Consider the following 22,678-nt stretch of genomic DNA (forward strand, 5'->3'; position numbering starts at 1 on the left):
GCTCAACAAGCAGCGGCCTAGTTCCACAAGCAGCGCCGCGCCACAACCATCTGAAGCGTCAGCCGCGACCACGTCACCGGCAAATGCGCGCAGCCATCCTTAGATGGTTGCCTGCAGAGCCGTTGGCAAAGCACACCACAAAACCGCCCGGCAGAAAAACTTTGGGCTGGAAGAACCAAAGACACGTCCTCTCAAAACTGGGCGGCAACTCGGTCATACATGATGACGCTCAGCGCGCTAAAGCTATTCCCAGTGGAACGCCAAAACCCGACGACCAGACGCACTCTCCAGCTCAGATGACAGCCAGCGCGGTGCAGTTACCTGATTGGCTATGAGCGAATGGGCAATGTCAGGGAAAGTGCCACTCACGCAGGACCCAACGCCCGTCGCGATATCCGTCCGGCATGTTCCCCTCAGAGCTGTGCCTAGCCTTCGCCAAGCCACACAGTCAGACCCACTTCCTGTGTAATGGCAAACCCTCAAGCGTCGCAGGCAGCAATGCCGTAGCCCGCAGACCACGCCGCGTGACTATGACATCACACCAGAAATGTCGTAAACAACTTCCAGACATGCATACGCCCAGAGGCCGGCAGGATGACGATTCGATCCATCCGCCCAGTTGTCAGTGGTTCACCTGCCATGGCCAGCCATGGAGCCGAACCTACCAGCGGCATCGAAACTCTACCTCGTTCGGTTCCATTAGAGGCGAAGACCCTTGTCCCGGTCATTCCTCGGCCTACTATATCTGGGAACCCAACTTTGGCCGGAGATAACCAATGGGAATTTTTGATCGCATCAAGAATGCAATTTTCGGCGAGGCGCAGGCCGCTCCGGCGGAGAGTGCAGAGACCGCTGCTCCGGTTGAGCACACAACCAGTGCCCCTGCCGCCTCTGCAGCCCCGGCTGGCTTGTCCCCGGCATCAAGCGCCAGCGTTGCTCCTGATGCGATGGCAGCAACACCCGCAGCAGTCGATGTTTCTGCAATAATGGATCAAGCAGTCGCAAAGAGTGGGCAGAAGCTGGATTGGCGCCATTCGATTGTCGATCTCATGAAGGCGCTGGGACTGGACAGCAGCCTGACTGCCAGAAAAGAGCTCGCGTCCGAGTTTAATTACACAGGCGATATGTCAGATTCTGCGACCATGAATATCTGGCTTCATAAGGTTCTTTTGAAAAAGCTGGCTGAAAACGGTGGCACTGTTCCAGCCGAACTTCTGGACTAGGAAGACGAAAACGATAACGCGCTCACTCTGACGGGTCGAGCGCGTCATCCAACTGCCTGTGTTCCAACAGGTTATGATCTCTTCCCAGATAGCTGATGACATTTTCAACCAGCTCTATTGTGTAACGCAGCACGTCAAGCGGATCGATGCTCAAACGTCCGGCTTCGACGGCATGAACAAGCGCCTGCAGCAAATCTGCCTGCCACCCAAGCACCAGCTCGGCATCAACGTGATTGTCTATGCGCGCGTCCATAAGGGCGACAAACAATTCCCCGAGTTTCTCGGTGTCTTGCGCTGACAGTTCCTTCAAATTCCGGGTTTCAATAAAGTCATTGAGGATTCCGGCTATGATTGCTGCTCTTGTCAAATTGCCCTCCGGAGCCTTCGGCCCGAAGGTGTGTTGATCATCATCATGCCGGTCTCAATTTCAGGTTGCATCCATGCGCCGTGATTCTGCTGCGAGAACGGCGACCACGAGAAGACCACCAATCATTCCGATATGTTCCATTGCTGTGTGAAAAGCGATGGTTTTTGCAGGCTCATCGGTAATAGACCAGAAATGGTGCACAAGTGGTATGGTCAGCGCGGTGAAAATTCCCAGAGCACCCGCGCCAAGCCACGTCAAGCGATTAAGAATGATCAACGCTGATCCGACAAGCTGGACGACAATCACCGAAATACCGATTGCCTCGGGCGGATAAAGCCCGAATAATGCCATTTCGTTAACGGTGCCAGTAAAGTCAAAGAGCTTTGCCAGCCCGCTTGCCCAGAATGGAAAGGTGAGCACGATTCTTGCCAGCAATGCCATGGCAGGAGAACGAAGAACGCATTCGATCATCTTGCGCTGCTTTCAAAAAGAAACCTATTCCAGGTCTTCCACTGGCGCATCGGCTACATATTTTCTGATGGATTCAATAGAACGATGAGCCCCAGCCTTGGATGCATAACCTTCCGTAGAAAAAATAATCTCGGAATTATATTTGAAGCGAACCCGGAACTCGCCTTTACCGTCCTTATAAACTTCGAATTTGTGTGCCATGGTGTCCCCGCCCATTTAACTACAGGTATATATTTGAACGAGCACAGCAGCTTGTCAATTGCAGCGGTGGTGGAAGCTTTACCGATAAGGATATACGACCCCTGTCTTTTGACTGAAAATACAATGTGCTGAACCAAAGGAGAGTTGGATCAAATTGATCCCGAACATTCTTTTGCATCATTGGATTAAGTTCATTGGACAAGCAGGGTGCATTTACTGCAAAGCGAAGCCAGTCAATTTATATCGGACGCTCACATGTCGAATTCGATTTCCCAGACTGACGCTAGGCGACTCTATCAACAAGTTGCAGATCAGATCCGATCGCTCATCCAGGAAAAGGGCATCGAAATCGGCGGTCGTCTGCCGCCTGAAAGGGACCTTGCCCAGCAACTTGGCGTGTCGCGGCCTTCTCTGCGTGAAGCGCTGATTGCTTTGGAAATAGAGGGCACAGTTGAGATTCGAATGGGATCCGGCATCTATTACCTTGGCGAATCGAGCCAACCGACCAGACAGTATGGAGACAGCCCATCCGAATTGATGGAGGCAAGAATAGCGATAGAAACCGCAACAGCCTCAATGGCCGCTGCTCGCGCCGACGCCGCGGGAATAACCCGTCTGCGTGAGATACTGCGCCAGATGGAACTGGAGCTGGATGCGGGCAGAGCGCTTCTGGAGCTCGATCGGCGCTTTCATATTGAGATTGCAGTTCAGTCCGGCAATCCGGTCCTGGCCCGTCTGGTTGGCGAGATTTTCGAATCCCGCTTCAATCCTCTGTCGATACAGCTGCGGGAGCATTTCGACAATGATCAAAGCTGGCGCGCGGCATTCGTCGAGCATGGCCTGATTCTGGAAGCTATCGTGACAAAGGATGCTCTGCGAGCTTCTTCGCAAATGGCGGCCCATCTTCTGGCTTCCGGTCGGCGCTGGGAACGCGAGGCATAACCAGTCCCGCCGGATTGAAGAAGAGGGGGCGCAGAAACCACGCCCCCTTTGTGCGAAGGATTACTTTTCCTGCATGGCGCCACTGAAGGCGCGTACAATCGGCTTCAGCAGATAGCGCAGAACTGAGCGCTTGCCGGTCATGATATCAACCGTTGCTGTCATGCCCGGCTTGACGATGATCTGAGAACTTTTGGGGTTCTGCGACTGGTCGGCATCCAGAAGAACATGAATTCGGAAGTAAGACATGCTTTGCCCATTGGGCGCTGTGTCAGTTAGCGTGTCCGGGCTGATAAGCGTCAATTTGCCCACCAGCGAGCCATAAATCGAATAATCAAATGCATCGATCCGGACAATCGCTGGCAAGTCGAGTTTAAGGCTACCAACCTTTGTAGGGTCCACCTTGGCTTCAATCATCACGCCGCCATCAGATGGCGCAATCTGCATCAGCTCATCGCCGGGGCGCAGCACGCCACCCACCGTATTGATCCGAAGAAATTTGACCACGCCGTCCAGAGGTGCCTTCAGATCGGTGTGGCGCAGAATATCCTGCCGCTCATCAATCTTGTAGGCTGTGGAAGAAAGCTCTTCTTCAAGCTTGGCCACCTCGGCCCTTGCTTCCTGCACGGACTTGTTTTTGATTTCCGTCAGCTTGCCCTCAAGCTCCAGCACTGCGCGTTGCGCGCGCAGAAGGTCAAGCTTGCTGACATCGCCATCCTTCAGCAGCGCTTCGGTCATGCGCAGTTCTTCAACTGACATTTCCAGCGCCTGTTCCAATGTGCTGATGGAATCATCCAGGGCAATCTTGCGCTGCTCGAACAATCGCCTCTGGGAGTCTACAAATTCAGGATATTCCTTGACGGATTCCTCAAAAATCAGCGGCCCACTCACAGCTTCCGCCCGGGCACGGGTCAAAGCCGCCCGCAATGCTGCGCGGCGCGCCTTGCTCTCTTCGTATCCTGCGTTCGCCCTGCCGCGTTCCAGCACAGCAAGCTTTTGCCCGGCTTTTACAAACTGCCCTTCCTGAACAAGAATTTCAGAAACGACGCCGCCATCTACGGATTGAACGATCTGTGTCCGTTCATTGGGAATGATCTGACCGGTCGTTCGCACGGCTTCGTCGAGTTCAAAAACTGACGCCCATAAAACAAACAGAATCAATCCGGCCGCCAGAAGAAGCGACATCGGAAATCTGCGCTCTTTGGCATCATAGCTGCTGCTTTGTGCCCGGCTCATGCCGTTGCCCTTTCCTGAGTGGGTTGACCTTGGCTTTGTGCCATCTGTTGCAGATGCTTCAGCACAGCATCGCGCGGGCCATCAATGACGACGCGGTTGTTGTTGATCACCATGAGGCGAGACACCAAAGCCAGCATTTCCTGCTTGTGGGTAACGAGGATCATCGTGTCTTCAGCGCGCATGGAACTGCGCAGAGCCTGCAGCACAATTTCCTCTGACGCCTTGTCGATTGAGGCAGTCGGCTCATCCAGCAGCCAGATGCTGGGTTTGCGCAGGAAAATGCGAGTGAGGTTGACCAGCTGGCGCTGTCCGCCGGATAGGCCAATACCGCCTTCAAAAATTGGCTGCTGCAGGCCTTTCGGGTGCGAAGAGATGACAGAGCTCATCAAACCGGTGGCCCGCGCGGCTTCCATCACCACGTCATCGCCCGGATCCATCAGACCCAGCACAAGGTTTTCGCGCAAGGTGCCGGAGAACAGGCGACCTTCCTGTTGAAGATAGCCGATATTGTCAGCAAGAATCGGCTTTGACAGGTGCGAGAGATCGACATCATCCAGAAGAATTCTGCCGTTATGCGGCTTGTACATTCCGCTCAGCAGCCGCAACAGCGTTGTTTTTCCCGAGCCGATGGGACCAATGACGCCAATTTTTTCGCCCGCTTTGATTTCCAGCTTCTCCATCTGAATGGCAACCCGGTCGCCATAGTTGGAAGCGACATTTTCAAAGCGGTAATTGCCTTTGATGGATGGCAGGATGACCGGATGATCTTCTCCGTCGTGATCATCTTTGAGCGCCCAGAACCGGTCCAGACCCTGCAAAGCGGCGCGTACGTTTGACCATTGGACAAGCTGTGCCGGAATTGCGGCAACCGGTGCCAGCGCACGTCCGGCCAGGATGGAGCAGGCAATCAGGCCGCCCATTGTTACATGCCCGGTGCTGACGAACAGGGCGCCAGTGGCAACAATGCCGATGTAACACATCTGCTGAAGCGCGGCCGCCAGATAGGAGGCGTGCTCGGAAACATGCCGAATTTCAAGCTCGCTCTGCCGGGCATCATCTGTCACGCTCAGCCATCGAGACAGCATGCGCCAGCCGCCCTGACCGGACTTGATGGTTTCCGCGCCTTCGATGGATTCTACCAGCAGACCGTTTTTCAGATTGCTGGCATTGTTGGCAGCGCTGGCCAGCGCATCCATGCGTTTGCGATAGTAAAAGCCGATGCCCAGGCTGACCACCAGCATGAACAGCGGAATAAGGGCTATCCAGCCAACAATGGTGGCAATAATCAGGATGAAAAACAGCGCGAAAGGTGCGTCCACCAGCAGGTACGAGGCAACTGTTGTCAGAAACGCTCGCACGGACTCATAACCGCGCAGCTGCGCCGCGAGAGATTCAACGCTTTTTGGCATCTGGTCCAGGCGAATGGACAACAGCCGCATGTAGACAGCGCGGGTCAAATGCTGGTCCACAAGGTCCACAAGCCGCTCATAGGCGGCAGACCGGGCATATTTTGCCGCCAGTTCAAAGATAATGGCAGCGAAGACGCCTATGGTCAGAACCATCAGTGTTTGCGAAGCACCCGTCGGCACCACCCGGTCATAGACCTGCATGGAGTAAAACGACGTGGCGATGGCAATGAGGTTGATCAGAATGGTGCTGAGCATGATATCGCCCAGCGTTTTCCAATGGGAGAACACTTCGTCGCGGATCACATGAAAGATCGGACTTTTCGAAGCGCTGAACGGCTTTGCCAGGCGCATGCGGAAAATTTTTGCAGCAGGGTCTGGCTCCCAGACAACTTCTGCCCAACTCTGTTTTTCCAGGTCCACACGCTCTGTGACCCACTGACCCATGGCATTCTGGCCGCGCAGAAGCCGCCAACCTTCTGCGTCATGGATCAGTGCCGGCAGTGCGGCTGGATCAGGCGCGGTCAGGCGCTTGACCTTGGGCAGATGCATGCGCTTGGCAATTGCCTGCAACTGCTTCGCCGGTTCAGGGCTCGACTCTTCGGCGGCACTGACAGCTTCTGTCAGCGCCAACCTGTCAACAACTTCGCTTTGCAGCGCGGCAATGCGGGCCAGACTGGGAACAAGGGCGCTCACGAACGCTCACCTTTCGGGGTTGAAGTTTGGGGCTCAATGCCCTGTGCCAGAATCTTGAGTCGCCATTTCACGACAACGGCCGTTGCCTGTGCTTCCGCAAGCTGGGTTTTCATGTCCATGTGCTCGCGCGCGGCATTCATGACGTCGAGCCAGGTTTTGCGACCGGCAACAAATTGGCGGTCCCATGATTCCTTGGTCAGTTCGGTCGAGTTGACGGCGCTGATCAGGGTCTGGATACGGCTGTCAATCGAGCTGGCGATAACAATGTCGGAGCTCATCTGCTCAACCAGCGCCAGCTCACCGCTGCGAATGCCAAGCTTTGTGGCATCCCTTTGGTACTGCGCGCCCTGAATACCGGCAATGGATGAAAGTCCTGCGCCAAATTGCGTCTGAACACCGAGGAAAAATCTGTCAGCCGGTTCGTCGACCTGGCTGTAAAGATTTCCGTATTGCCGCTCGGCTCGCAAAAAAACCTCCGGCGACAGAACAGAGCGTGCCCGAGCCACGTTTTCGTCGGCTACGCGGACTTCCGCTTCCAGTTTCTTCAGCAACGGGCTTCCTGCCCGGGCGCTCGAAACCATTTCCAGACTGTCTGCAGGATTGAATGCCGGTGCTGGCGCATTTTCGCTCAACAGGGCTGACGAAATCGGTACGCCGGTCAGCTGGCTCAGGGATGCCAGAGACGTCTGTTCCTGTTGTTCCAGAACGGCAATGCTGACCAGCAACTGGTCGGTGCGGCTTTGCAACAGCACAAGGTCGCTTTCAGCGGATGCGCCAGCTTCAATACGCCTTACAATCTGCTCTTCCAGCGATTGATAAATTTCCTGAACGTCGTACATGGCTTGCCGCTTGAGCCGGGAGCCAAGCCACTCGCCATAGCGCTGAACAATGCCAAGGGCGACGCCCTGTCGCTCATTTGCGGAATCGGCGGCCGAAACATCAACGGCAGCTTGCGCGCGCCGGAAGTTGGAGACATTGCGTCCGCCCGCCCAGATGGGTTGTTGCAGGCGCAGCACGGTAACGGTGTCATTGCCCCTCATGGAAGGGTCATCGCTAAATGGCGCGTCTTCCAGCGTTACGGACGGTGTTGCGAAAAACTGCCAGCGGGCCGAATCCACTTCGGTTCTGGCCACATCTGTCATTCGCTCCTTGACCTTGAGCGAAGGGTTTTCCAGCATTGCAACGTCTATCAGTTCCTGAATGCCATACCGCCCGTTGGCCGGCTTTCGAACCGCATCGGTTTTCGCCGGTGCATTTCCTGCAAAGCTGGTTGTCTGCAGAAGCTCGTTAAACGCTGCCTGTTCTTCGGGAGAGCGTTCCGGTGGCGGCGGTGTTTTGTCCTTTCGCAGGCTACCAATAAATTTGACCGGCTTGCTCATCACCTCATTGGATTTGAGCGATGCGAGTAAATCGGGCTTCAGGGAGTCCAGCTTGAGGGAGTTGGCCTGACATCCTGTCAAAATCGCCAGAAGGACGATCATTGAAGGTGCCGCCAGCAAGGTGCAGCACTTATGAGCCACTTCGAATAATCCTATGTCCTGAAAATAACATCATATAGTTTATATAGTGAAAAATTTAAAAAGCGTATACGTTTTCCTTTGCAAATCAGCCCTTACGGCCTGGTTCGAGGATGCTTAAAAAGCGCAAGTCAATTCATACACCTATAAAATATGATGTAAACTATAAAGGATATATTTCAGCGCGGCAATAAGCCTTCTGCGTGTGGCGCCGCAGAGTATCAGCCCGCAGTGGTTGGTTTCAGCTGGAGCGGATACGGTTAACGGTTGCGTCTTTCAAGCCGGCTGTTCTTCCGGTTTCAGAGGCCAGATCGTATAAAATCGGGCAGTCTGGCCGGTCATCGCCGCAGCATTTGTCCGCCAGATCTCGCAACAGATCGACCATGGCCTGCATCTGACTGATTTTTTCTTCCAATTCGGCGATATGCGTTCCGGCAATCTGTTTTACATCGCGACTCGGGCGCGTTTTGTCCTGCCACAGCATCAACAACTCGCCAATATGCTCAATCGAAAAGCCAAGATTGCGCGCACGGCGGATGAATCCGAGAAGGTGGATGGTGCGAATATTGTAGATCCGATAGCCCGACGGACCGCGTTCCACCGGGTTGATCAGGCCGATTGACTCATAATAGCGGATCATTTTTGCCGAGACGCCAGAAGCCTCGGCTGCCTCTCCAATGTTCATGTTGCCGCTCCTGTTGTGTTCGTTTTTATGTTGGACGGGGTTGAAACTTGTTGAGTCGCAATGCGTTGCCAACAACAAACACGCTGGATAGCGCCATGGCGCCCGCGGCCAGAACTGGCGAAAGCAGCGGTCCGCCAAACGGATAGAGCAGCCCGGCGGCAACCGGAATCAAAGCTGCGTTGTAGGCAAATGCCCAGAACAGATTCTGGCGAATATTGCGCATAACTGCAGCGGAAAGCTCGATGGCATTGGAAATTCCGGCCAGCCCCGGCGACATCAGCACGACATCAGCGGCCTCTATTGCAATGTCGGTGCCCCCACCGACAGCTATGCCGACATCGGCCTCTGCCAGTGCTGGGGCATCGTTGATTCCATCGCCCACAAAAACGACTTTACCGTTTTCCTGCCGCAGTCTTTTAACTGACACCGCCTTGTGCGCGGGCAGAACCTCCGCTTCCACCAGGTCGATGTTCAACTGATGTGCAATGGCCTTCGCCGTTCGGCGGTTGTCGCCGGAAATCATCGCTACCTTCAGTCCCTCGCCATGCAAGCGGGCCACCGCCGCGCTGGCGCTCTCCTTGAGGCGATCTGCGACAACAATCAGGGCTGCTGGTCGGCCATCGATAAGCGCATAGATCGGGCTTTTGCCTTGATCCCCCATAATTGCGGCACGTTCGGCAAATTGCGAGAGGTCCGCGCCTTGCAAGGCCTGGAATGAGCCGACATGCACGTGCTTGCCGTCCACATTGCCCGAGACACCGCGGCCGGGATCAGCCAGAAATCCGGAAACCGGTGGCAGTTGCAGATTTTCACTCAAAGCGGCGGACACTATGGCACGGGCCACCGGATGCTCGGATTTTCCCTCAAGCGCGGCAATCAGTGCCAGAACTTCTTGCCGGTCAAATCCTTGTGCCAGAACAAGATCCGTCAATTCCGGCTGTCCCACGGTCAAGGTTCCGGTTTTGTCAAAGGCAACGATCCGCACATTTTCCAGGCTCTGCAAAGCCTCACCCCGGCGGAACAGTATTCCTGATTCTGCGGCCCGGCCTGTACCCGCCATAATGGATGTTGGTGTTGCCAGACCCATGGCGCATGGGCATGCGATGATCAGCACTGCCACGGCATTGACCAATGCAAGGGAAATCGATGGGCCGAATATCAGCCAGCAAACAAAAGTCAGCATCGCAGCGGCAATGACTACAGGCACAAACCACATGGTGACCTTGTCAACCAATGCCTGAATGGGCAATTTGCCACTCTGAGCGTTTTCAACCATTTGCACAATTTGCGAAAGAACCGTATCGCGGCCAATGGCCTGCGTGCGCACAGTCAGTGCTCCATTGCCGTTGATCGTGCCGCCCACCACGGAGGCATCAATCTCCTTGGCCACAGGTTCCGGCTCGCCGGTGATCATCGATTCATCAATAAAGCTGGAGCCTTCCACGACATGTCCGTCGACCGGAATTCGCTCACCCGGCCGCACTTCAACCAGATCGTCGATCATAATTTCTTCGAGCGGCAGACTCACGAATTTGCCATCACGAAGCACTCTGGCCTGCCTGGGTTGCAGCCCTACGAGCCGTTGAATAGCCGCAGATGTCCGTCCTTTGGCGCGGGCTTCCATGTATCGCCCTACCAGAACCAGAGTTATAATGACGGCAGCAGCCTCGTAATAAACAAAGACCGTGTTCTGCGGCAGAATTTGCGGGGCGAAAGTGGCGGCCAGGGAATAGGCATAGGCCGCGCCGCTGCCCAACATCACCAATGAATTCATATCAGGCGCACCGCGCATCAGGGCCGGCGCGCCGATGCGGAAAAACCGCCGACCCGGCCCGACCAGGATGAGGCTGGTCAGCACCCATTGAAACAGCCAACTGGTTTGCATGCCTATCCTGTCGTGAACAATATGGTGCAGGGCGGGCCACATATGACCGCCCATTTCCAGAATGAACACCGGCAATGCCAGAACAGCAGAAACCATTGCAGCGCGCCGAAGTGCTGCGGTTTCTGCTTCCCGCTCCCGGGCAATGCCGTCGTCAGCGAGGTCGTCCACCAGACGCGCTTCATACCCGGCATGGCGCACTGCCTCCACCAGACCATCAGCCTGCGCGCCGGATGTCAGAAGAATATGAGCTTTTTCTGTTGCCAGGTTCACACTGGCCTGCAGCACTCCCGGCACCGTGCGCAAGGCACTTTCCACCCGTCCCACGCAGGAAGCGCAGTTCATGCCGGATATTTGAAGGTCTATTGTGTCTGCCGTTTGCCCGCGCATTGCCAACCTCGTTTCATTCACGGACTATGTAGGGCTTCCAATGATGGTAAGGTCAAGCGCAATAGTTTTATCATTATCGACGCGGTAACGGTCGCAATCGGGACAATGCTGATTTAACGTTGCCAACCAACAGTTCAGTTTCGGAAGTGCGGCACATTTTGGACAATCTACCAACTCTCGGATCTCTTTATCTGCTGGCGGAATGGCTGGTGCGCATCATCATGCTGGGTGTCGCACCCATGCGGCGTTCTCCAGATGCCGCCAGAAGCTGGTTGTTGCTGGTATTTTTCCTGCCGGTCGTGGGCCTGATCCTGTTTCTGCTGATTGGCCGGCCAAGTTTTCCGCCTTGGCGCGGCGCGCGTTTTGCCAGAGCTGAACAGGGCAAGGATCGTCTGGTTGAGCGGTTGCGGCCGCTTATCGCGTCGGGGTTGCCGCGCCGGGAAATGGAGCTGACCAGCCTGGCAAACCGCGTCGGCGCTTATCCTGCCGTTTCCGGCAATCAGATCGAGTGGCTGGAAGATTATGACGCAACCATTGACCGGCTGGTGGCGGATATCCAGGCTGCACGCCGGGAAGTGAACATTCTCGTCTATATTTTCGCAAATGACAGCACAGGCCAAAAGGTCATTGATGCGCTTGCGGCGGCCGCGGCCAGAGGGGTGACCACAAGGGTTCTGATAGATGCTCTTGGCTCTCGCAGATGGATGAAGGACACACTGAAGGCCCTGCGTGCAGGGGGCGTTGACGCAAGGGAGATGCTGCCGCTCCGGCTTTTGCACGATCGAACCCGCGGCGACATGCGTAACCATCGCAAGCTGTATCTGATCGATGGCGAAATTGGCTATGCCGGCTCGCAGAACATTGTTGCGCGCGACTTCAAGCCGGGCGTTGTCAATCGCGAGCTTGTTGTTCGCATAACGGGCCCGGCGGTTGCCGAAATGTCGGCGATTTTCCATTCCGACTGGTACCTGGAAACTGAGGAAGCCCTTCCGGAACCGGACATTTCGCCACCGCATGAAAATGGCAGCATCGCCCAGCTTCTTCCTTCCGGGGCAGACTATCCGGTGGAAGGCTTCGAGACGTTGCTGGTGTCGCAAATCAACTCGGCACGGTCCCGCGTTATCATCACCACACCATACCTCATTCCAGATGAGGCGCTGATGAATGCGCTGCGCACCGCCGCTTTACGTGGTGTGGAAGTGCATCTGATTGTGTCACTGATTGCCGATCAGGTTCTGGTGGGACTGGCCCAGCGTTCCTACTATGCGCAGTTGATCCGGATCGGCGTGGAAATTCACCAGTATCGTGACTACCTGCTTCACGCCAAGCATATCAGTATTGACGGCAGGGTGGCCATTGTCGGCTCCAGCAACGTCGATATACGCTCGTTTCAGCTGAATGCAGAGGTCAGCGTGCTTTTGTTTGATGCCGAAGACGTCGCGGGTCTGGAAGCAATTCAGGATGCGTATATGGCCAATTCGGAACGGGTTGATCCGAACGAGTGGCAAAACCGTCCACGCATTCGCAAACTTCTGGAAAACTGGGCGCGCCTCATCAGCCCGCTGCTTTAACGGTTTTGTAAAGGTGGTCTACTGCGGTGTCGGGTTCATAGCCTCATTCACCGCAGCCAGGCCTCTCACGCCCTCGCGGTTGCCAACAGCAGCAATTGCTCGGAAGATCTGCCTTGCCTCGGGGTACCGCCGCAGTTTCATGTAGGAATAGCCACGCAGCACCATCAAATCGATTGGCTCGGGAACAATCCGGTTGCGCTGGTCCAGCACCATCAGGGTTTCAACGGGCCGGTCTGCATCAAAGAAGCCGGTGGCCCTCTGCGACAGGATCGCACTTTCAAGCTCCAGCCGCCGGTTCTGCGGCTGAGGAGCCTGGGAGGCGGCAGCCGACGCCCTGTCAACCAGCCCAAGGCGAAGATAAGCCAAAGTGAGACCGTAAGCAGCGTCTTGCCGAATGCTTGCGTCAGCCGTTGTTTTCAACGCAACGTCGAATGCCGGTGCGGCTTCCATCGGCCGGTTGGCGCGCATGAGGCACCAGCCACGGTTCAGAGCTGGCCGGGCAGCAAGACTTTCGGGCGGTATGAATGTCTGACATCCGGCATTGCCCGTATTTCCTGTTGGCGCCGCCCGCGTTTGTCGGGCAGCCGGGGCAGGCGCTGGTGCCGGATCTGGCGTTGCAGCGGGCGCAGCGGCAACAGGCGCGGGTGCGTAGGATAGGGCAGGCGAGGCGGGCGGAGGGGTGGGTGCAACTGGTGTGGAAGAAGCAGGCTGTGCCTCGCTCCAGTCCGTGCCGATATTTGCAATTCGCTCTGAACGCCCGGCCCAGGCGCGTTGAATAGCGGTCAGTCCGGCCTGATTGCCCAGCCTTTGATAGGTCAGCGCCAGCCCAAAGGCTGCCAACTCACCATCGGGCCGCCATTCAAGGCTTGTGCTGAACCACTGACCGGCAGTCTGAAACTGGTTTAATGCATAGGAATACCAGCCCAGCTGCTCTGCTGTGGCAGCGTCTTTGGCCTCGGCTACTTCCTTGACCATGTTGGCCAGAACGGGGGCTTCCAGAAAAACCGGCGGTTCTGTTGCCAGAAGATTGGCAGACGCAGCCAGATAAACTGCCCGGTCCTGTGGTGAAAGTGAGCTGTAAGGCCGCATGGTGGCTTCAGCCTCGACAAACTGTCGAAGGCCGATCAGCGACAGGGAAAGTCCGCGCGCAGCCTCGTCTGTGCTGTTGCGCTGACCTGCCAGTTCAAACCATTTTCGGGCGTCGGAAAAATCGTCATGCTGGAAGAAATACCAACCCAGCAAGAGCGGATCTGTATCCGTGTCTGCCTCTTCTGCCAGCTTTTCCAGCAAAGCTATGTCAGCGGGTGTGGCGTTGACGTCGCTATCCGCACCACCTGACGCAATTTTCTGCCGCACAATGTCGCCGCGTATTGCGGTGAATTCGCCGACACCATCGGGGCCTGTGCGCTCGAGGGTCAGGAGCTGGTTTAACTCCTGCTCTGACAGCAGTGGCAAGGCCATCTGCACGGTGGCTGCACGTTCCTGCGGATTTTCGCAGTTTGTCAGAATATAACGAAATGCATCCACAGCGCGACTGTCCCGGCCAGTGCCGGCAAAGGCTTTGGCAACGCGCCAGAGCACATCCACGTCTCCACATGTCAGCAGTTCGGGGTTTTCTGCCCCCAGCCGCACGACGGTCTCGTTCTGCTCCAGATCAGAGGCATTGATCAGCCTTTGCCTGGCATCCGCTGTGTCAAGCCGCGTAACAAGATCGGCAGGCGGTTGCCAGCCGGACTGCTGTTGCTGCCTTTCGGCAATGGCTTGCCGCGCCTCAGCGTATTTTCCTTCAGAATATAATTGCCACAGGCGGTCCAGTTGCGCATCGCTGGGCGCTGGAAATGCGGAAGGGTCGGCGGGAGGCGTCCAGTTAGGATAAAGTGATTTCAGCCGCGCAATCTCTGCCTGAAGACGCTGAGTGTCGCCTTGCCTGGCGAAATAACGCAGGGCCGTCTCATCAACCGTGACGGGGGCGGTTTGACTGGCGCCCGTGGGTGCTGGTGGGGCTGCTGTCTGAGAATCTGCCGAGCCAACCGATAAATAAAGCCCGGTGCCGAGACCCACAAAGGTCAGGACGCCAATGGCGGTGCTGGATAATCTGCGGCCTTTCATGGCAGACACTCCGGATAACGACTGACAGCAGAAGAAAGCGCCAGCAGATGCAGGGAAGAGGGATAATACAGCGTAGGCTGGAAATTCATAAACTCTTCGGGGAGTCTGGTTCCGTGCAGAACGCAATCAGCCAGCGCTGGAATGATACGGTAGCCAACATCGTTCAGCGTTTCGGTTACACTGTCTGATGTCAGATCTTTCAACACAACATTGCCATCCGGCGCCGTCATGGCTTTTCGCATTCTTTCCAGAAGTTCCGGAGACTGAATGTCACCACGTATCATATAGAGAGGGATACGAACGGCGTTGTAACCGAATTCGTCCTTGAAGCCCTTTGCCGAGCGCACGCGTGCGGCAATGGAAAGCCATTCGGGTGGCAGGTCACGATACGGGGTCATTGTTTTTTCGAGAAGTGCGATGCCGCTGGCGGAAACCGCCTGCCAGTCCGTTTCGGGTGCCAACTCGGCCAGAACCGGAAAAGCCTCAAATATCCAGTATGACAGGTTCACAACCGGTCCGTCGGGTCTGGCGGCCGCATCATAACCCGCATTGCCGGGCAACAGAACAGGCATGCCCTGCTGTTGTACGACCAGCTTGCTGCCGATTGCGCTGGCCAGTTCCCGCGCGGCCGCGGTCAAATCCGTGCGTTTCCACTGCTCGCCGGCAAGGCCCAGCGCATAAGCGATCAGTATGTCGCCATCCGTGGCGTTGTTCGGGTCTGTTACATGTGGCTTGGCGTTGGGGTCCCAGCGCCACATCACCAGCCCGTCATCGCGAAGCATCAGTTCTGTGCGCGTGAACGACCAGATCCGATCAAAATCTGTCTGCTTGTCGGCCAGAACGGCAAGCAACATGCCATAGCCTTGTCCCTCGCTGTGACTGATCTGGCCATTGGCGGTATCCACAACCCGCCCATTGGGCTGCACGAATGCATCCTGGTAAGCGCTCCACTGTTCATCCGTCACCGACGCGGCCAGTGCCGTGCCGCATATCAGGGTTGCCATTACCACACCCACGCGCAAAGCCCAGGCGACAGGATGCTGCCAGACTGTCATGTATGTCTTCCCAAACCTCGGGTCAGCAGCGTTGTGGCTATGCCCAGAACGATAAACAGAACCACCAGTACCAGAGTGTAGAACAGAATATTCTCGGAAAATGCGTTGGCGAAAATCAGACGCAAGTTGGAATAGGTCAGTGGCTGGGTGACAACGTAGCGAACGTTGGTCAAGGGCACATGATCGAATTCCTGACTTTCCAGGTTGTAGGAAATTGCCCGGCCTTGAAGTCCATGCCAGTTCTGCAACTGAACCAGCTTTTCCATGCCGTCCTGAATTTCTTCAACCTTGGGTGCAGTCACGACCAGCCATGCACCGCCATCATTGGGGCTTTCGCCCTGCGCAATAACCAGACCGCTTTGCGGATTTGGCGTAAATGGCTGGTCAGACCCCGGCATCAGCCGCAGCGCTTCAAAGGACAGGCCGAAACTGTCGGACAGCCAGTTTGTCAGTCTTTCCAGTGGCAGGTACCAGTTGGAGCCGACTTCGTTGCTCCAGCGGTTGATAGCATCCTCTGTCATACGTGAGGTGCCTGCCTGCGTCGAAGGTTCACCCCAGCTTGTCAGGTTGGTGGCAGTTACGCCCACCGCTGGCAGAACGGAAGACGGAAGCTGCTGCAGCGAGCCGATGAAAATGGCATCTCTGTCGGTCAGATTGGCCACTGGCACATCGGTATCAATATCGATAATGCGCCCGCCGGCCATAGCAATCTTTGAAATAAGGCTGGCGGTGGCAGACAGGACTTGAGGGCTTGAACGGTCGATGACAAGCGGCAATTTGTCGATTTGCCGGTTGTACGGGAAGCCCGTGCCGCGCATCGCGCCAAGATTGGGACGTGTGCCAATGCGGGCAAAATCGGGCATGACGAAGCGTGATGTATCGAACAGCGCAAACCGCACAGCATTGGAAGCCGTTGTGCCCGGTGCACATACGGTATCCTGCTCTGTCAGCAACACTGCTTCCAGCGTAATTTCGTTAAGGCCGGGCACAAAATGCTGCATGGTTATCTTAACGGGAAGCTGGCGCAGAACCTCGCCCTGCCGGGAGCCCAGAGGCACGGTCGTGGCCATATTGCCATTGACATAAATGTCGAAATGGCTGCCGGGCAGAATCTCCTGTGAATAGGCTGCATCCAGCAGCAACTGTGCTTCTCCATATGCCTTGGCATAAAAATCCGAGGGCACGCCGATATTGAAGCCGGTTCTGAAGCGTCGTCCTGAAAATTCGGACGTTGCTACGCCCGCAGATGACAGCTCGACGCTGGATTGGCCAAGAAGAAACGGCGCATCAGGCGCAGACCAGGAACTGTTGGACAATGTTGTCCGACGTATTGAAATTGGCCGGCGGTTTGGCGTCGTGACTTGCTGTACGGCCTGCCCGACATCGGCCCATGTCGGGCCCGTTATGATCAGAAGCGGCGATGTGCTGCCCTGCACGGCGGAAAATTCAATGGTTGGAGCGCTTCTTGCCTGCGGTGGCAGCTCGGGAATCAGGGTTGCCAGTCCGTCCGCGGTGCCAAACAACACGGTCAGTCTGCCGGGGCCCTCTGCTGCCGTCACCTCGTTGACAATGCGCGTCGACTGGCTTGGTTCACCGATCAGCAGTGCCAGACCTTGCGAAAGCTCAAGCAGCGGCAATGTCGCCAGGTTCTGCTCGGCTTGCGGAATAACGATGGTGATCTCGCTGCGCCCGGTGCTATCCACACCCACGGCACGCACATCGTCCAGTCTGCGCGGCCGGTTAGCGTCGCTGTTGGCAAAACGCAGATAGGTATTTTCCGGTGCAATTTCTGCCCACAGATCATAGGTGGAAGAAATGCTGCAATCTGTGCGATGGCGCAAAGACGAGTCGAAAGCGATGGTGTTGATGCCGGGCTTCAACACACCCGGCCCCAACGTCACCAGAACGTCCTTGATATTTTCAGAGGCGTTCGCTGCTTCTTCGGAAACCACAGTGCCGTTGATGGATACCCGCAGCACGGAAACTTCCGGCGCAACAAAAATTGCATTCAGATAGCCAAAATTCAAAGTGGCCGGTGATTCAGCCTGCTCCGGCGTCAGGTAAAATGTCCAGACGTGCCGGTCCATCTCTCCGGCGAGGGTCAATTGCTCAAAAGGAACCAGAAACCGCCGTGCGTCCTGAACGGGTGTGGGGGGCGGGGCAACGGTTACCGGCGCCGACGGCGGCGGCGTTTGTGGCTCTGTTTCTGCGGGCCGTTCGCCGCTCATGTCGAAAGGTGAGGACTGTGCCAATGCGGGCAGCGACAAGGCGCAGACGACAAACAAGGTGCCGAGTTTCAGAAGACGCCGGCTCATTGGGTTCGGGCCTGCAACTTTGCAGCATCCTTGCTGCTGCGTCCGCGTTCCTTGAACAGGTAGTAAAGCCCTCTTTGCGTTTGGAACAGAGCTATTTTCAGGAAGTGGAAAGTGCCGCGTATCACGCCGGGATTGGTGCGACGCTCGGCCTGCAGGCGCGCCCATTGGTCTGAACTGGCAAAAACCAGATCGGCTATCAGGTTGTGATCGGTCGCATGCTTGGGCTCGAAAAGGCAGCCGATGATGACATTGTTGCCCGCCTGTTCAATGTTTCGAACGCTGATTGGCAGAGCTGGTTCGCCAATGTCTCGGGCCGGTTTGAAATGCAGAATTGCATCGCTTGTTGTGGACGCACCTGCCGGCAACTGGCCGAAAAGCCTGACACGAGCGCCTGAAACGGACACATCCTCAATCGTGCCTGGCAGCGTTTTCCCGGCAAAATCAACATCGCAACGACGCTTGACGTTGATGCGCTGGGTCTGGCGCTTCGACGAGCGTTCAGACACGACGCCGAGCGCACAACCCGCGATAATCAGGTTCAAGAGGTTCCATCCACCCACAACCAGCGTCAGGTCGGCACGGTATGGCTCGGCATAAACACGGTATATGGTAACGCCAACAGCAATCAGCAGAATGAAGAATATGATGAAGAATGGCAGGCCGATTTCGGAAAGCCGGCTGTTGTTGATGGACTCATCCTTGGCGGTGACTTTGAACGTCGGCTTGCTGGGATTGAGCACGACCGATACTACGGCCGGCAGCAAGTGCACGGTCTGAACATATTCATACAGTTCGGAAATCCACGGCCAGCGATAGCGCCCGTACATGTAGTTCTGCATGACAAGATTCACGGCCATGTAGGTGAGGGTATAGGCCAAAAATTCCCCGCCTGATGCGGTGAAGATCTGCAGATCAAAAAACAGGTAGAACAGCGGAGCAATCAGAAAGATCGCCCGCGGAAACGGAAACAGCCAGAACAGTGTCGAGGATGTGTAGCAGAGGCGCTGTGGCAAAGAGAGCCCGCGCTTGAGTGGGGGGAAGCGATACCGCAGAATCTGCATCATGCCCTGTGCCCAGCGGGAACGCTGGCCGATAAAGCTGGCAAAGGTTGCCGGCTGCAGACCAGCGATCAGCGGCTTGTCGACATAGATGCTGTTCCACCCGCGTGCATGCAGTTCCACCGCGGTTTCACAGTCTTCTGTAATGCTGACACCGGAAAATCCACCGGTCGTTTCCAGCGCCGCACGGCGTAGCACCGCCGCAGAACCGCAGAAAAACGCAGCGTTCCATTTGTCCAGCCCACGCTGAATAACGCCATAGAACATCTCGTTTTCAGACGGCATGTGGTTGAACGTGCGCAGGTTGCGCTCAATCGGATCGGGATTCAGGAAGAAATGCGGGGTCTGCACCAGAAACAGTTTTGGATCTTCGCGAAAATAGCCAACTGTTTCCTTCAAGAAATCCCGCGCAGGAGCGTGATCAGCATCGAACACCACAATCAGCTGGCCTTCGGAATGGGCCATGCCATTGTTCAGATTTCCAGCCTTTGCGTGCTGGTTGCGCTCGCGCGTCAAATAGCGAGCGCCAAGATCTGCGCACAGTTTCTGCAGCCGGACATAGCGCGCTTCTGCAATCTGTGATGTTTCCGGGTCGTCGGAATTTCGCTTTTGCAGCGTTCCGCCGTCATCCAGCAACCAGACCGTCATTTTTTCCGGCGGATAGTCCATTGCCAGACAGGACGCCAATGTGTTGGCCAGCAGCTCTGCATCTTCATTGTAGGTTGGCACATACACATCAACTGTCGGCAACAATTCCGCAGGTTCTGCCTGGCGCGGTGGCCGTGGTGGCAAAGGCACGGAAACCACGAACAGGCTGAGAAACAGCATGAAAACGCTGTACATTTCAGCAAGATAGACAAGAAGGCCGGGTATGAAATTTTCGAGCTGATTGACGGGAGGCAAAGTGCTGGTTGTGCGCCAGTACACATAGCGAAGAACCACCGAGGTGCCCAGAGCCAGCGCCACCAGTCGCCAGCCGCCGTGGAGTTTCAGCGCTTTGATAACTGCCATTATGGTCAGCACAACGGCCACAGCAATCAGCTGCGTTTCCACGCTGACAGGCAGGGTAACAATCGTCAGCGCCAGAAATGCTGATATGACCCACAGGATGAAGGCGGCCACTGTCATGGAGTGACATCCCTTGAGAGTTTTATGGAGCATTCACCGCAGGTCAGTTGCATTCGACGCTGTCCCCACTCGCGCTGGGCAGGCACAACCTTGCAGCGGGCCTCGCATTGGTCGTTGTCGGCGGAGGTGGCGGTGCAGCGGCGGCCGGCTGCGGCGCCGCCGGGGCAGATGCTGCCGGTGGCAAAGGCACCGCTGGCCCGGTTGGTTGTGGCAGAGGCGCGGGGGTTACCGTCTGTTGCGCCGGTGCGCTTCTGGCTGCGGCGCGGCGCGCAGGCTGTGCCGGGGCGGCCACCGGGGCAGGTTCGGCATTGGGCAGCACTGAATTGAACCCACCGCCCGCAACCGGGAAGATTGGCTGACCAGACTTGCCCAGTCGTTCGTCGGGTCCCATCGGGTCACCGTAGGGGTTCCACTGAAAATTTCCGATAAAGGCGTTGATGGTAAAGCCATACATATATTGCAGAAGCTGCTCTTCGCTCTGATTGGGCGAACACAGGCGCATGCGAAGCTGTATGGTTCCCCGGGCACGCATGATCAAAGTCGTATTGTCGGTCCCGGTAATACGCTGCCATGTATAGATGCAGACATCGCCGGAACCTGCGCGTCCAACCGCATAGGAAAACGGGCCATACTGGTTCTGAACATAGGCACCGGCCTGGCGCATCGGAACACCGGGCAAAGCGGCATGAATTTCCTTCACAACCTCGGAAGATCGCAAGGGCTGATCGGAAAGTGTTGAGTCGTTTGCACCAGGGGCAGCAATACCGACCGGGGTGAAGAGGCTGACATTGATGTAGTTTTCGCCAGACTGTCCACCCTCTGCCGCCAAAATGATTTTCTGCTCTGTGGCGTTGCTGTAGCGCCGTTCCACCACACTCAGCATGGCGGGGCCGCCTGGGGCAGGGGTTATGAAAGCGCCTTCGGGTGGTACATAGCGATAGCTGGAGGCCAGTTCCGGCGTGGTCGTGGTGCACCCGGAAAGCATGGTGATTGCGCCAAGCAGGCAAAGCGCGGTCTGGTGCCATGGTTTAAGAGAATGCCAGCTCACGATGCTTTTACTCTCCTGTACGCGCTGCTCTGTGCGGACAATCCTTCACTATCAAGGGTTGCCAAAAAACCAAACCGGACACCCAAAAGGGGTACAAAGACCATGTATTTCGTGTTGTTGGCGTATAGTCTAGGTGTAAATTCCTGTCAGATGAAAAATACCAGTAGTTGTGCTATTGCTGACACGCACCCGGTAGGACCGATTCCAGGAAAAATTTTGGCGGTGCGGCCACTGAGGTGGTTCTGGCGGTTCCATTTGCAGACGCTATGGAATAAACCATGACAAGCAAATCTGGGGAGCGATTTCGCGTCCGAAATTGCAACTGGGCAACAAGATAGTGCCATTTTTAGCGGTATTCGAAAAATGGTCGCGATGTGATTTACGAAGGCACGAAATTCCATGACCAACAAGCTTGAACAACTGCGTGCAATGACAACAGTCGTTGCTGATACCGGTGATATTGAAGCGGTGCGCCGCCTGCAGCCGGTTGATTGCACGACCAACCCGACACTGGTGCTCAAAGCGGTTGCGCTGCCACAATTTGCAGACGCGCTGGATGAGGCTGTGCAGTGGGGCAAAGCCCAATCCCTGAAAGAAGATGCGCGCGTTGCCGCGGTTGCAGATCGGCTGGCAATTTCTGTTGGTGTTGCTCTGTCCCAAATCGTACCAGGTCGCGTTTCAACCGAGGTTGATGCAGACCTGTCTTTCGATACGCAAGCTTCCATTGCCAAGGGGCGGGAAATCATAGCCGCTTATGAGGCGCGCGGTGTTTCACGAGACCGCATTCTGATCAAGCTGGCGTCCACATGGGAAGGCATTCGTGCGGCAGAAGTTTTGCAGGGCGAAGGGATCGACTGCAACATGACGCTGATTTTCAACGCCCCGCAGGCAATTGCCTGTGCAGATGCCGGCGCATTTCTGATTTCGCCTTTCGTTGGCCGTATTCTGGACTGGCACGTCAAGCATACAGGCAAGACATTCACACCGGAGGAAGACCCGGGCGTGATCTCGGTTCGCAATATCTACAACTCCTTCAAGGCGCACGGCATCAAGACCGTTGTCATGGGCGCATCGTTCCGTTCGGCCGGCGAAGTCGAGGCACTGGCCGGCTGTGACAGACTGACAATCTCGCCAGCATTGCTGGATGAGCTTGCCAAGGATGAAGGCAAGCTTGAGCGTCGCCTTTCGCCGGACACATCGGGTGATGTGCCAGCGCGCAAAAGCTATGATGAGGCTGCGTTCCGCTGGGCTATGAATGAAGATGCCATGGCCACGGAAAAGTTGTCAGAAGGCATTCGGTCTTTCGCGGCCGATCTGGCCAAGCTGCGCAGCCTGGTGGCTGAGCGCCTGGCCTGAAATGAAAGAGGCGCTTTCGTTTGGT

At 56.1% G+C, this 22,678-nt stretch carries 18 protein-coding genes; 5 read left to right on the top strand and 13 right to left on the bottom strand.

Features of this window, described 5'->3' with window-relative positions; genetic code table 11:
* Both FPY71_RS18610 and FPY71_RS16195 read left to right on the top strand, forming a co-directional pair.
* Positions 1–335, top strand: a 335-nt coding sequence (locus tag FPY71_RS18610) for a hypothetical protein (RefSeq protein ID WP_210246317.1), incomplete at its 5' end; no start/stop codon positions are given.
* 441 nt (positions 336–776) lie between these two features.
* Positions 777–1,223, top strand: coding sequence for a DUF3597 domain-containing protein (locus FPY71_RS16195; RefSeq protein WP_149301381.1), 447 nt, complete (start codon positions 777–779; stop codon positions 1,221–1,223).
* 22 nt (positions 1,224–1,245) lie between these two features.
* On the opposite strand, the gene FPY71_RS16200 is transcribed toward FPY71_RS16195, so the two are convergent.
* The 3 genes from FPY71_RS16200 to FPY71_RS16210 are packed head-to-tail and all read right to left on the bottom strand — an operon-like array spanning position 1,246 to position 2,262.
* Positions 1,246–1,590: a hypothetical protein gene (locus tag FPY71_RS16200; RefSeq protein WP_149301382.1), complete on the bottom strand. Its 345-nt coding sequence runs from the start codon at positions 1,588–1,590 to the stop codon at positions 1,246–1,248.
* Between the two features lie 60 nt (positions 1,591–1,650).
* On the bottom strand, positions 1,651–2,061 hold the full coding sequence (locus FPY71_RS16205; RefSeq protein ID WP_149301383.1) for a DoxX family protein: 411 nt from the start codon (positions 2,059–2,061) through the stop codon (positions 1,651–1,653).
* Between the two features lie 24 nt (positions 2,062–2,085).
* A complete protein-coding gene (locus FPY71_RS16210) occupies positions 2,086–2,262 on the bottom strand; it encodes a YegP family protein (RefSeq protein WP_149301384.1) in 177 nt (58 codons plus the stop codon).
* Between the two features lie 255 nt (positions 2,263–2,517).
* Between FPY71_RS16210 and FPY71_RS16215 the strand changes: the two genes are divergently transcribed.
* Positions 2,518–3,204 (top strand): FadR/GntR family transcriptional regulator, encoded by a 687-nt coding sequence (locus FPY71_RS16215; protein WP_149301385.1) that lies wholly within the window; start codon positions 2,518–2,520, stop codon positions 3,202–3,204.
* Positions 3,205–3,264: 60 nt separating this feature from the next.
* Here the strand turns inward: FPY71_RS16215 and FPY71_RS16220 are convergent, their stop codons facing one another.
* From FPY71_RS16220 to FPY71_RS16240, 5 genes are all read right to left on the bottom strand, one after another.
* A complete protein-coding gene (locus FPY71_RS16220) occupies positions 3,265–4,437 on the bottom strand; it encodes a beta-barrel domain-containing protein (protein ID WP_149301386.1) in 1,173 nt (390 codons plus the stop codon).
* Positions 4,434–6,539 carry an ATP-binding cassette domain-containing protein gene (locus tag FPY71_RS16225; protein WP_149301387.1) on the bottom strand — a complete coding sequence of 702 codons (2,106 nt, stop codon included), beginning with the start codon at positions 6,537–6,539 and terminating at the stop codon, positions 4,434–4,436. The genes FPY71_RS16220 and FPY71_RS16225 overlap by 4 nt, the downstream gene beginning before the upstream one ends.
* Positions 6,536–8,059 carry a TolC family protein gene (locus FPY71_RS16230; RefSeq protein ID WP_149301388.1) on the bottom strand — a complete coding sequence of 508 codons (1,524 nt, stop codon included), beginning with the start codon at positions 8,057–8,059 and terminating at the stop codon, positions 6,536–6,538. The genes FPY71_RS16225 and FPY71_RS16230 overlap by 4 nt, the downstream gene beginning before the upstream one ends.
* Before the next feature lie 238 nt (positions 8,060–8,297).
* Positions 8,298–8,741: a Cu(I)-responsive transcriptional regulator gene (gene cueR, locus FPY71_RS16235; protein WP_149301389.1), complete on the bottom strand. Its 444-nt coding sequence runs from the start codon at positions 8,739–8,741 to the stop codon at positions 8,298–8,300.
* A 25-nt stretch (positions 8,742–8,766) separates the two neighbouring features.
* Positions 8,767–11,013, bottom strand: a complete 2,247-nt coding sequence (locus tag FPY71_RS16240; RefSeq protein WP_149301390.1) for a heavy metal translocating P-type ATPase — start codon at positions 11,011–11,013, stop codon at positions 8,767–8,769.
* A 158-nt stretch (positions 11,014–11,171) separates the two neighbouring features.
* On the opposite strand from FPY71_RS16240, the gene cls reads away from it, so the two are divergent.
* Positions 11,172–12,584, top strand: coding sequence for a cardiolipin synthase (gene cls / locus FPY71_RS16245; RefSeq protein ID WP_246160640.1), 1,413 nt, complete (start codon positions 11,172–11,174; stop codon positions 12,582–12,584).
* Between the two features lie 18 nt (positions 12,585–12,602).
* Here the strand turns inward: cls and FPY71_RS16250 are convergent, their stop codons facing one another.
* From FPY71_RS16250 to bcsN, 5 genes are read right to left on the bottom strand one after another with little or no spacing between them, the layout of a single operon-like run.
* Positions 12,603–14,693, bottom strand: coding sequence for a tetratricopeptide repeat protein (locus FPY71_RS16250; protein ID WP_149301391.1), 2,091 nt, complete (start codon positions 14,691–14,693; stop codon positions 12,603–12,605).
* The gene (locus FPY71_RS16255) at positions 14,690–15,748 is read right to left on the bottom strand and encodes a family 8 glycosyl hydrolase (RefSeq protein ID WP_149301392.1); all 1,059 of its coding nucleotides are present in this window, start codon (positions 15,746–15,748) and stop codon (positions 14,690–14,692) included. The genes FPY71_RS16250 and FPY71_RS16255 overlap by 4 nt, the downstream gene beginning before the upstream one ends.
* Positions 15,745–18,063, bottom strand: coding sequence for a cellulose biosynthesis cyclic di-GMP-binding regulatory protein BcsB (locus tag FPY71_RS16260; protein WP_149301393.1), 2,319 nt, complete (start codon positions 18,061–18,063; stop codon positions 15,745–15,747). Before FPY71_RS16260 ends, FPY71_RS16255 begins: the two co-directional genes overlap by 4 nt.
* Positions 18,060–20,249, bottom strand: coding sequence for a UDP-forming cellulose synthase catalytic subunit (bcsA, locus tag FPY71_RS16265; protein WP_149301394.1), 2,190 nt, complete (start codon positions 20,247–20,249; stop codon positions 18,060–18,062). The genes FPY71_RS16260 and bcsA overlap by 4 nt, the downstream gene beginning before the upstream one ends.
* A 43-nt stretch (positions 20,250–20,292) precedes the next feature.
* Positions 20,293–21,297 (bottom strand): cellulose biosynthesis protein BcsN, encoded by a 1,005-nt coding sequence (bcsN, locus tag FPY71_RS16270; protein ID WP_149301395.1) that lies wholly within the window; start codon positions 21,295–21,297, stop codon positions 20,293–20,295.
* 399 nt (positions 21,298–21,696) lie between these two features.
* Between bcsN and tal the strand changes: the two genes are divergently transcribed.
* On the top strand, positions 21,697–22,653 hold the full coding sequence (gene tal, locus FPY71_RS16275) for a transaldolase (RefSeq protein ID WP_149301396.1): 957 nt from the start codon (positions 21,697–21,699) through the stop codon (positions 22,651–22,653).
* The last annotated feature ends 25 nt before the right edge of the window (positions 22,654–22,678 follow it).

This window comes from Aureimonas fodinaquatilis, assembly GCF_008369445.1.
In the GTDB taxonomy this organism is placed as follows: domain Bacteria; phylum Pseudomonadota; class Alphaproteobacteria; order Rhizobiales; family Rhizobiaceae; genus Aureimonas; species Aureimonas fodinaquatilis.

Coding starts and splice junctions, on each gene's coding strand:
- FPY71_RS16220 (WP_149301386.1), bottom strand. CDS start 4,437: ATGAGCCGGGCACAAAGCAGCAGCTATGATGCCAAAGAGCGCAGATTT.
- FPY71_RS16250 (WP_149301391.1), bottom strand. CDS start 14,693: ATGAAAGGCCGCAGATTATCCAGCACCGCCATTGGCGTCCTGACCTTT.
- FPY71_RS16240 (WP_149301390.1), bottom strand. CDS start 11,013: ATGCGCGGGCAAACGGCAGACACAATAGACCTTCAAATATCCGGCATG.
- tal (WP_149301396.1), top strand. CDS start 21,697: ATGACCAACAAGCTTGAACAACTGCGTGCAATGACAACAGTCGTTGCT.
- FPY71_RS16195 (WP_149301381.1), top strand. CDS start 777: ATGGGAATTTTTGATCGCATCAAGAATGCAATTTTCGGCGAGGCGCAG.
- FPY71_RS16210 (WP_149301384.1), bottom strand. CDS start 2,262: ATGGCACACAAATTCGAAGTTTATAAGGACGGTAAAGGCGAGTTCCGG.
- FPY71_RS16260 (WP_149301393.1), bottom strand. CDS start 18,063: ATGAGCCGGCGTCTTCTGAAACTCGGCACCTTGTTTGTCGTCTGCGCC.
- cueR (WP_149301389.1), bottom strand. CDS start 8,741: ATGAACATTGGAGAGGCAGCCGAGGCTTCTGGCGTCTCGGCAAAAATG.
- FPY71_RS16255 (WP_149301392.1), bottom strand. CDS start 15,748: ATGACAGTCTGGCAGCATCCTGTCGCCTGGGCTTTGCGCGTGGGTGTG.
- bcsA (WP_149301394.1), bottom strand. CDS start 20,249: ATGACAGTGGCCGCCTTCATCCTGTGGGTCATATCAGCATTTCTGGCG.
- FPY71_RS16205 (WP_149301383.1), bottom strand. CDS start 2,061: ATGATCGAATGCGTTCTTCGTTCTCCTGCCATGGCATTGCTGGCAAGA.
- FPY71_RS16215 (WP_149301385.1), top strand. CDS start 2,518: ATGTCGAATTCGATTTCCCAGACTGACGCTAGGCGACTCTATCAACAA.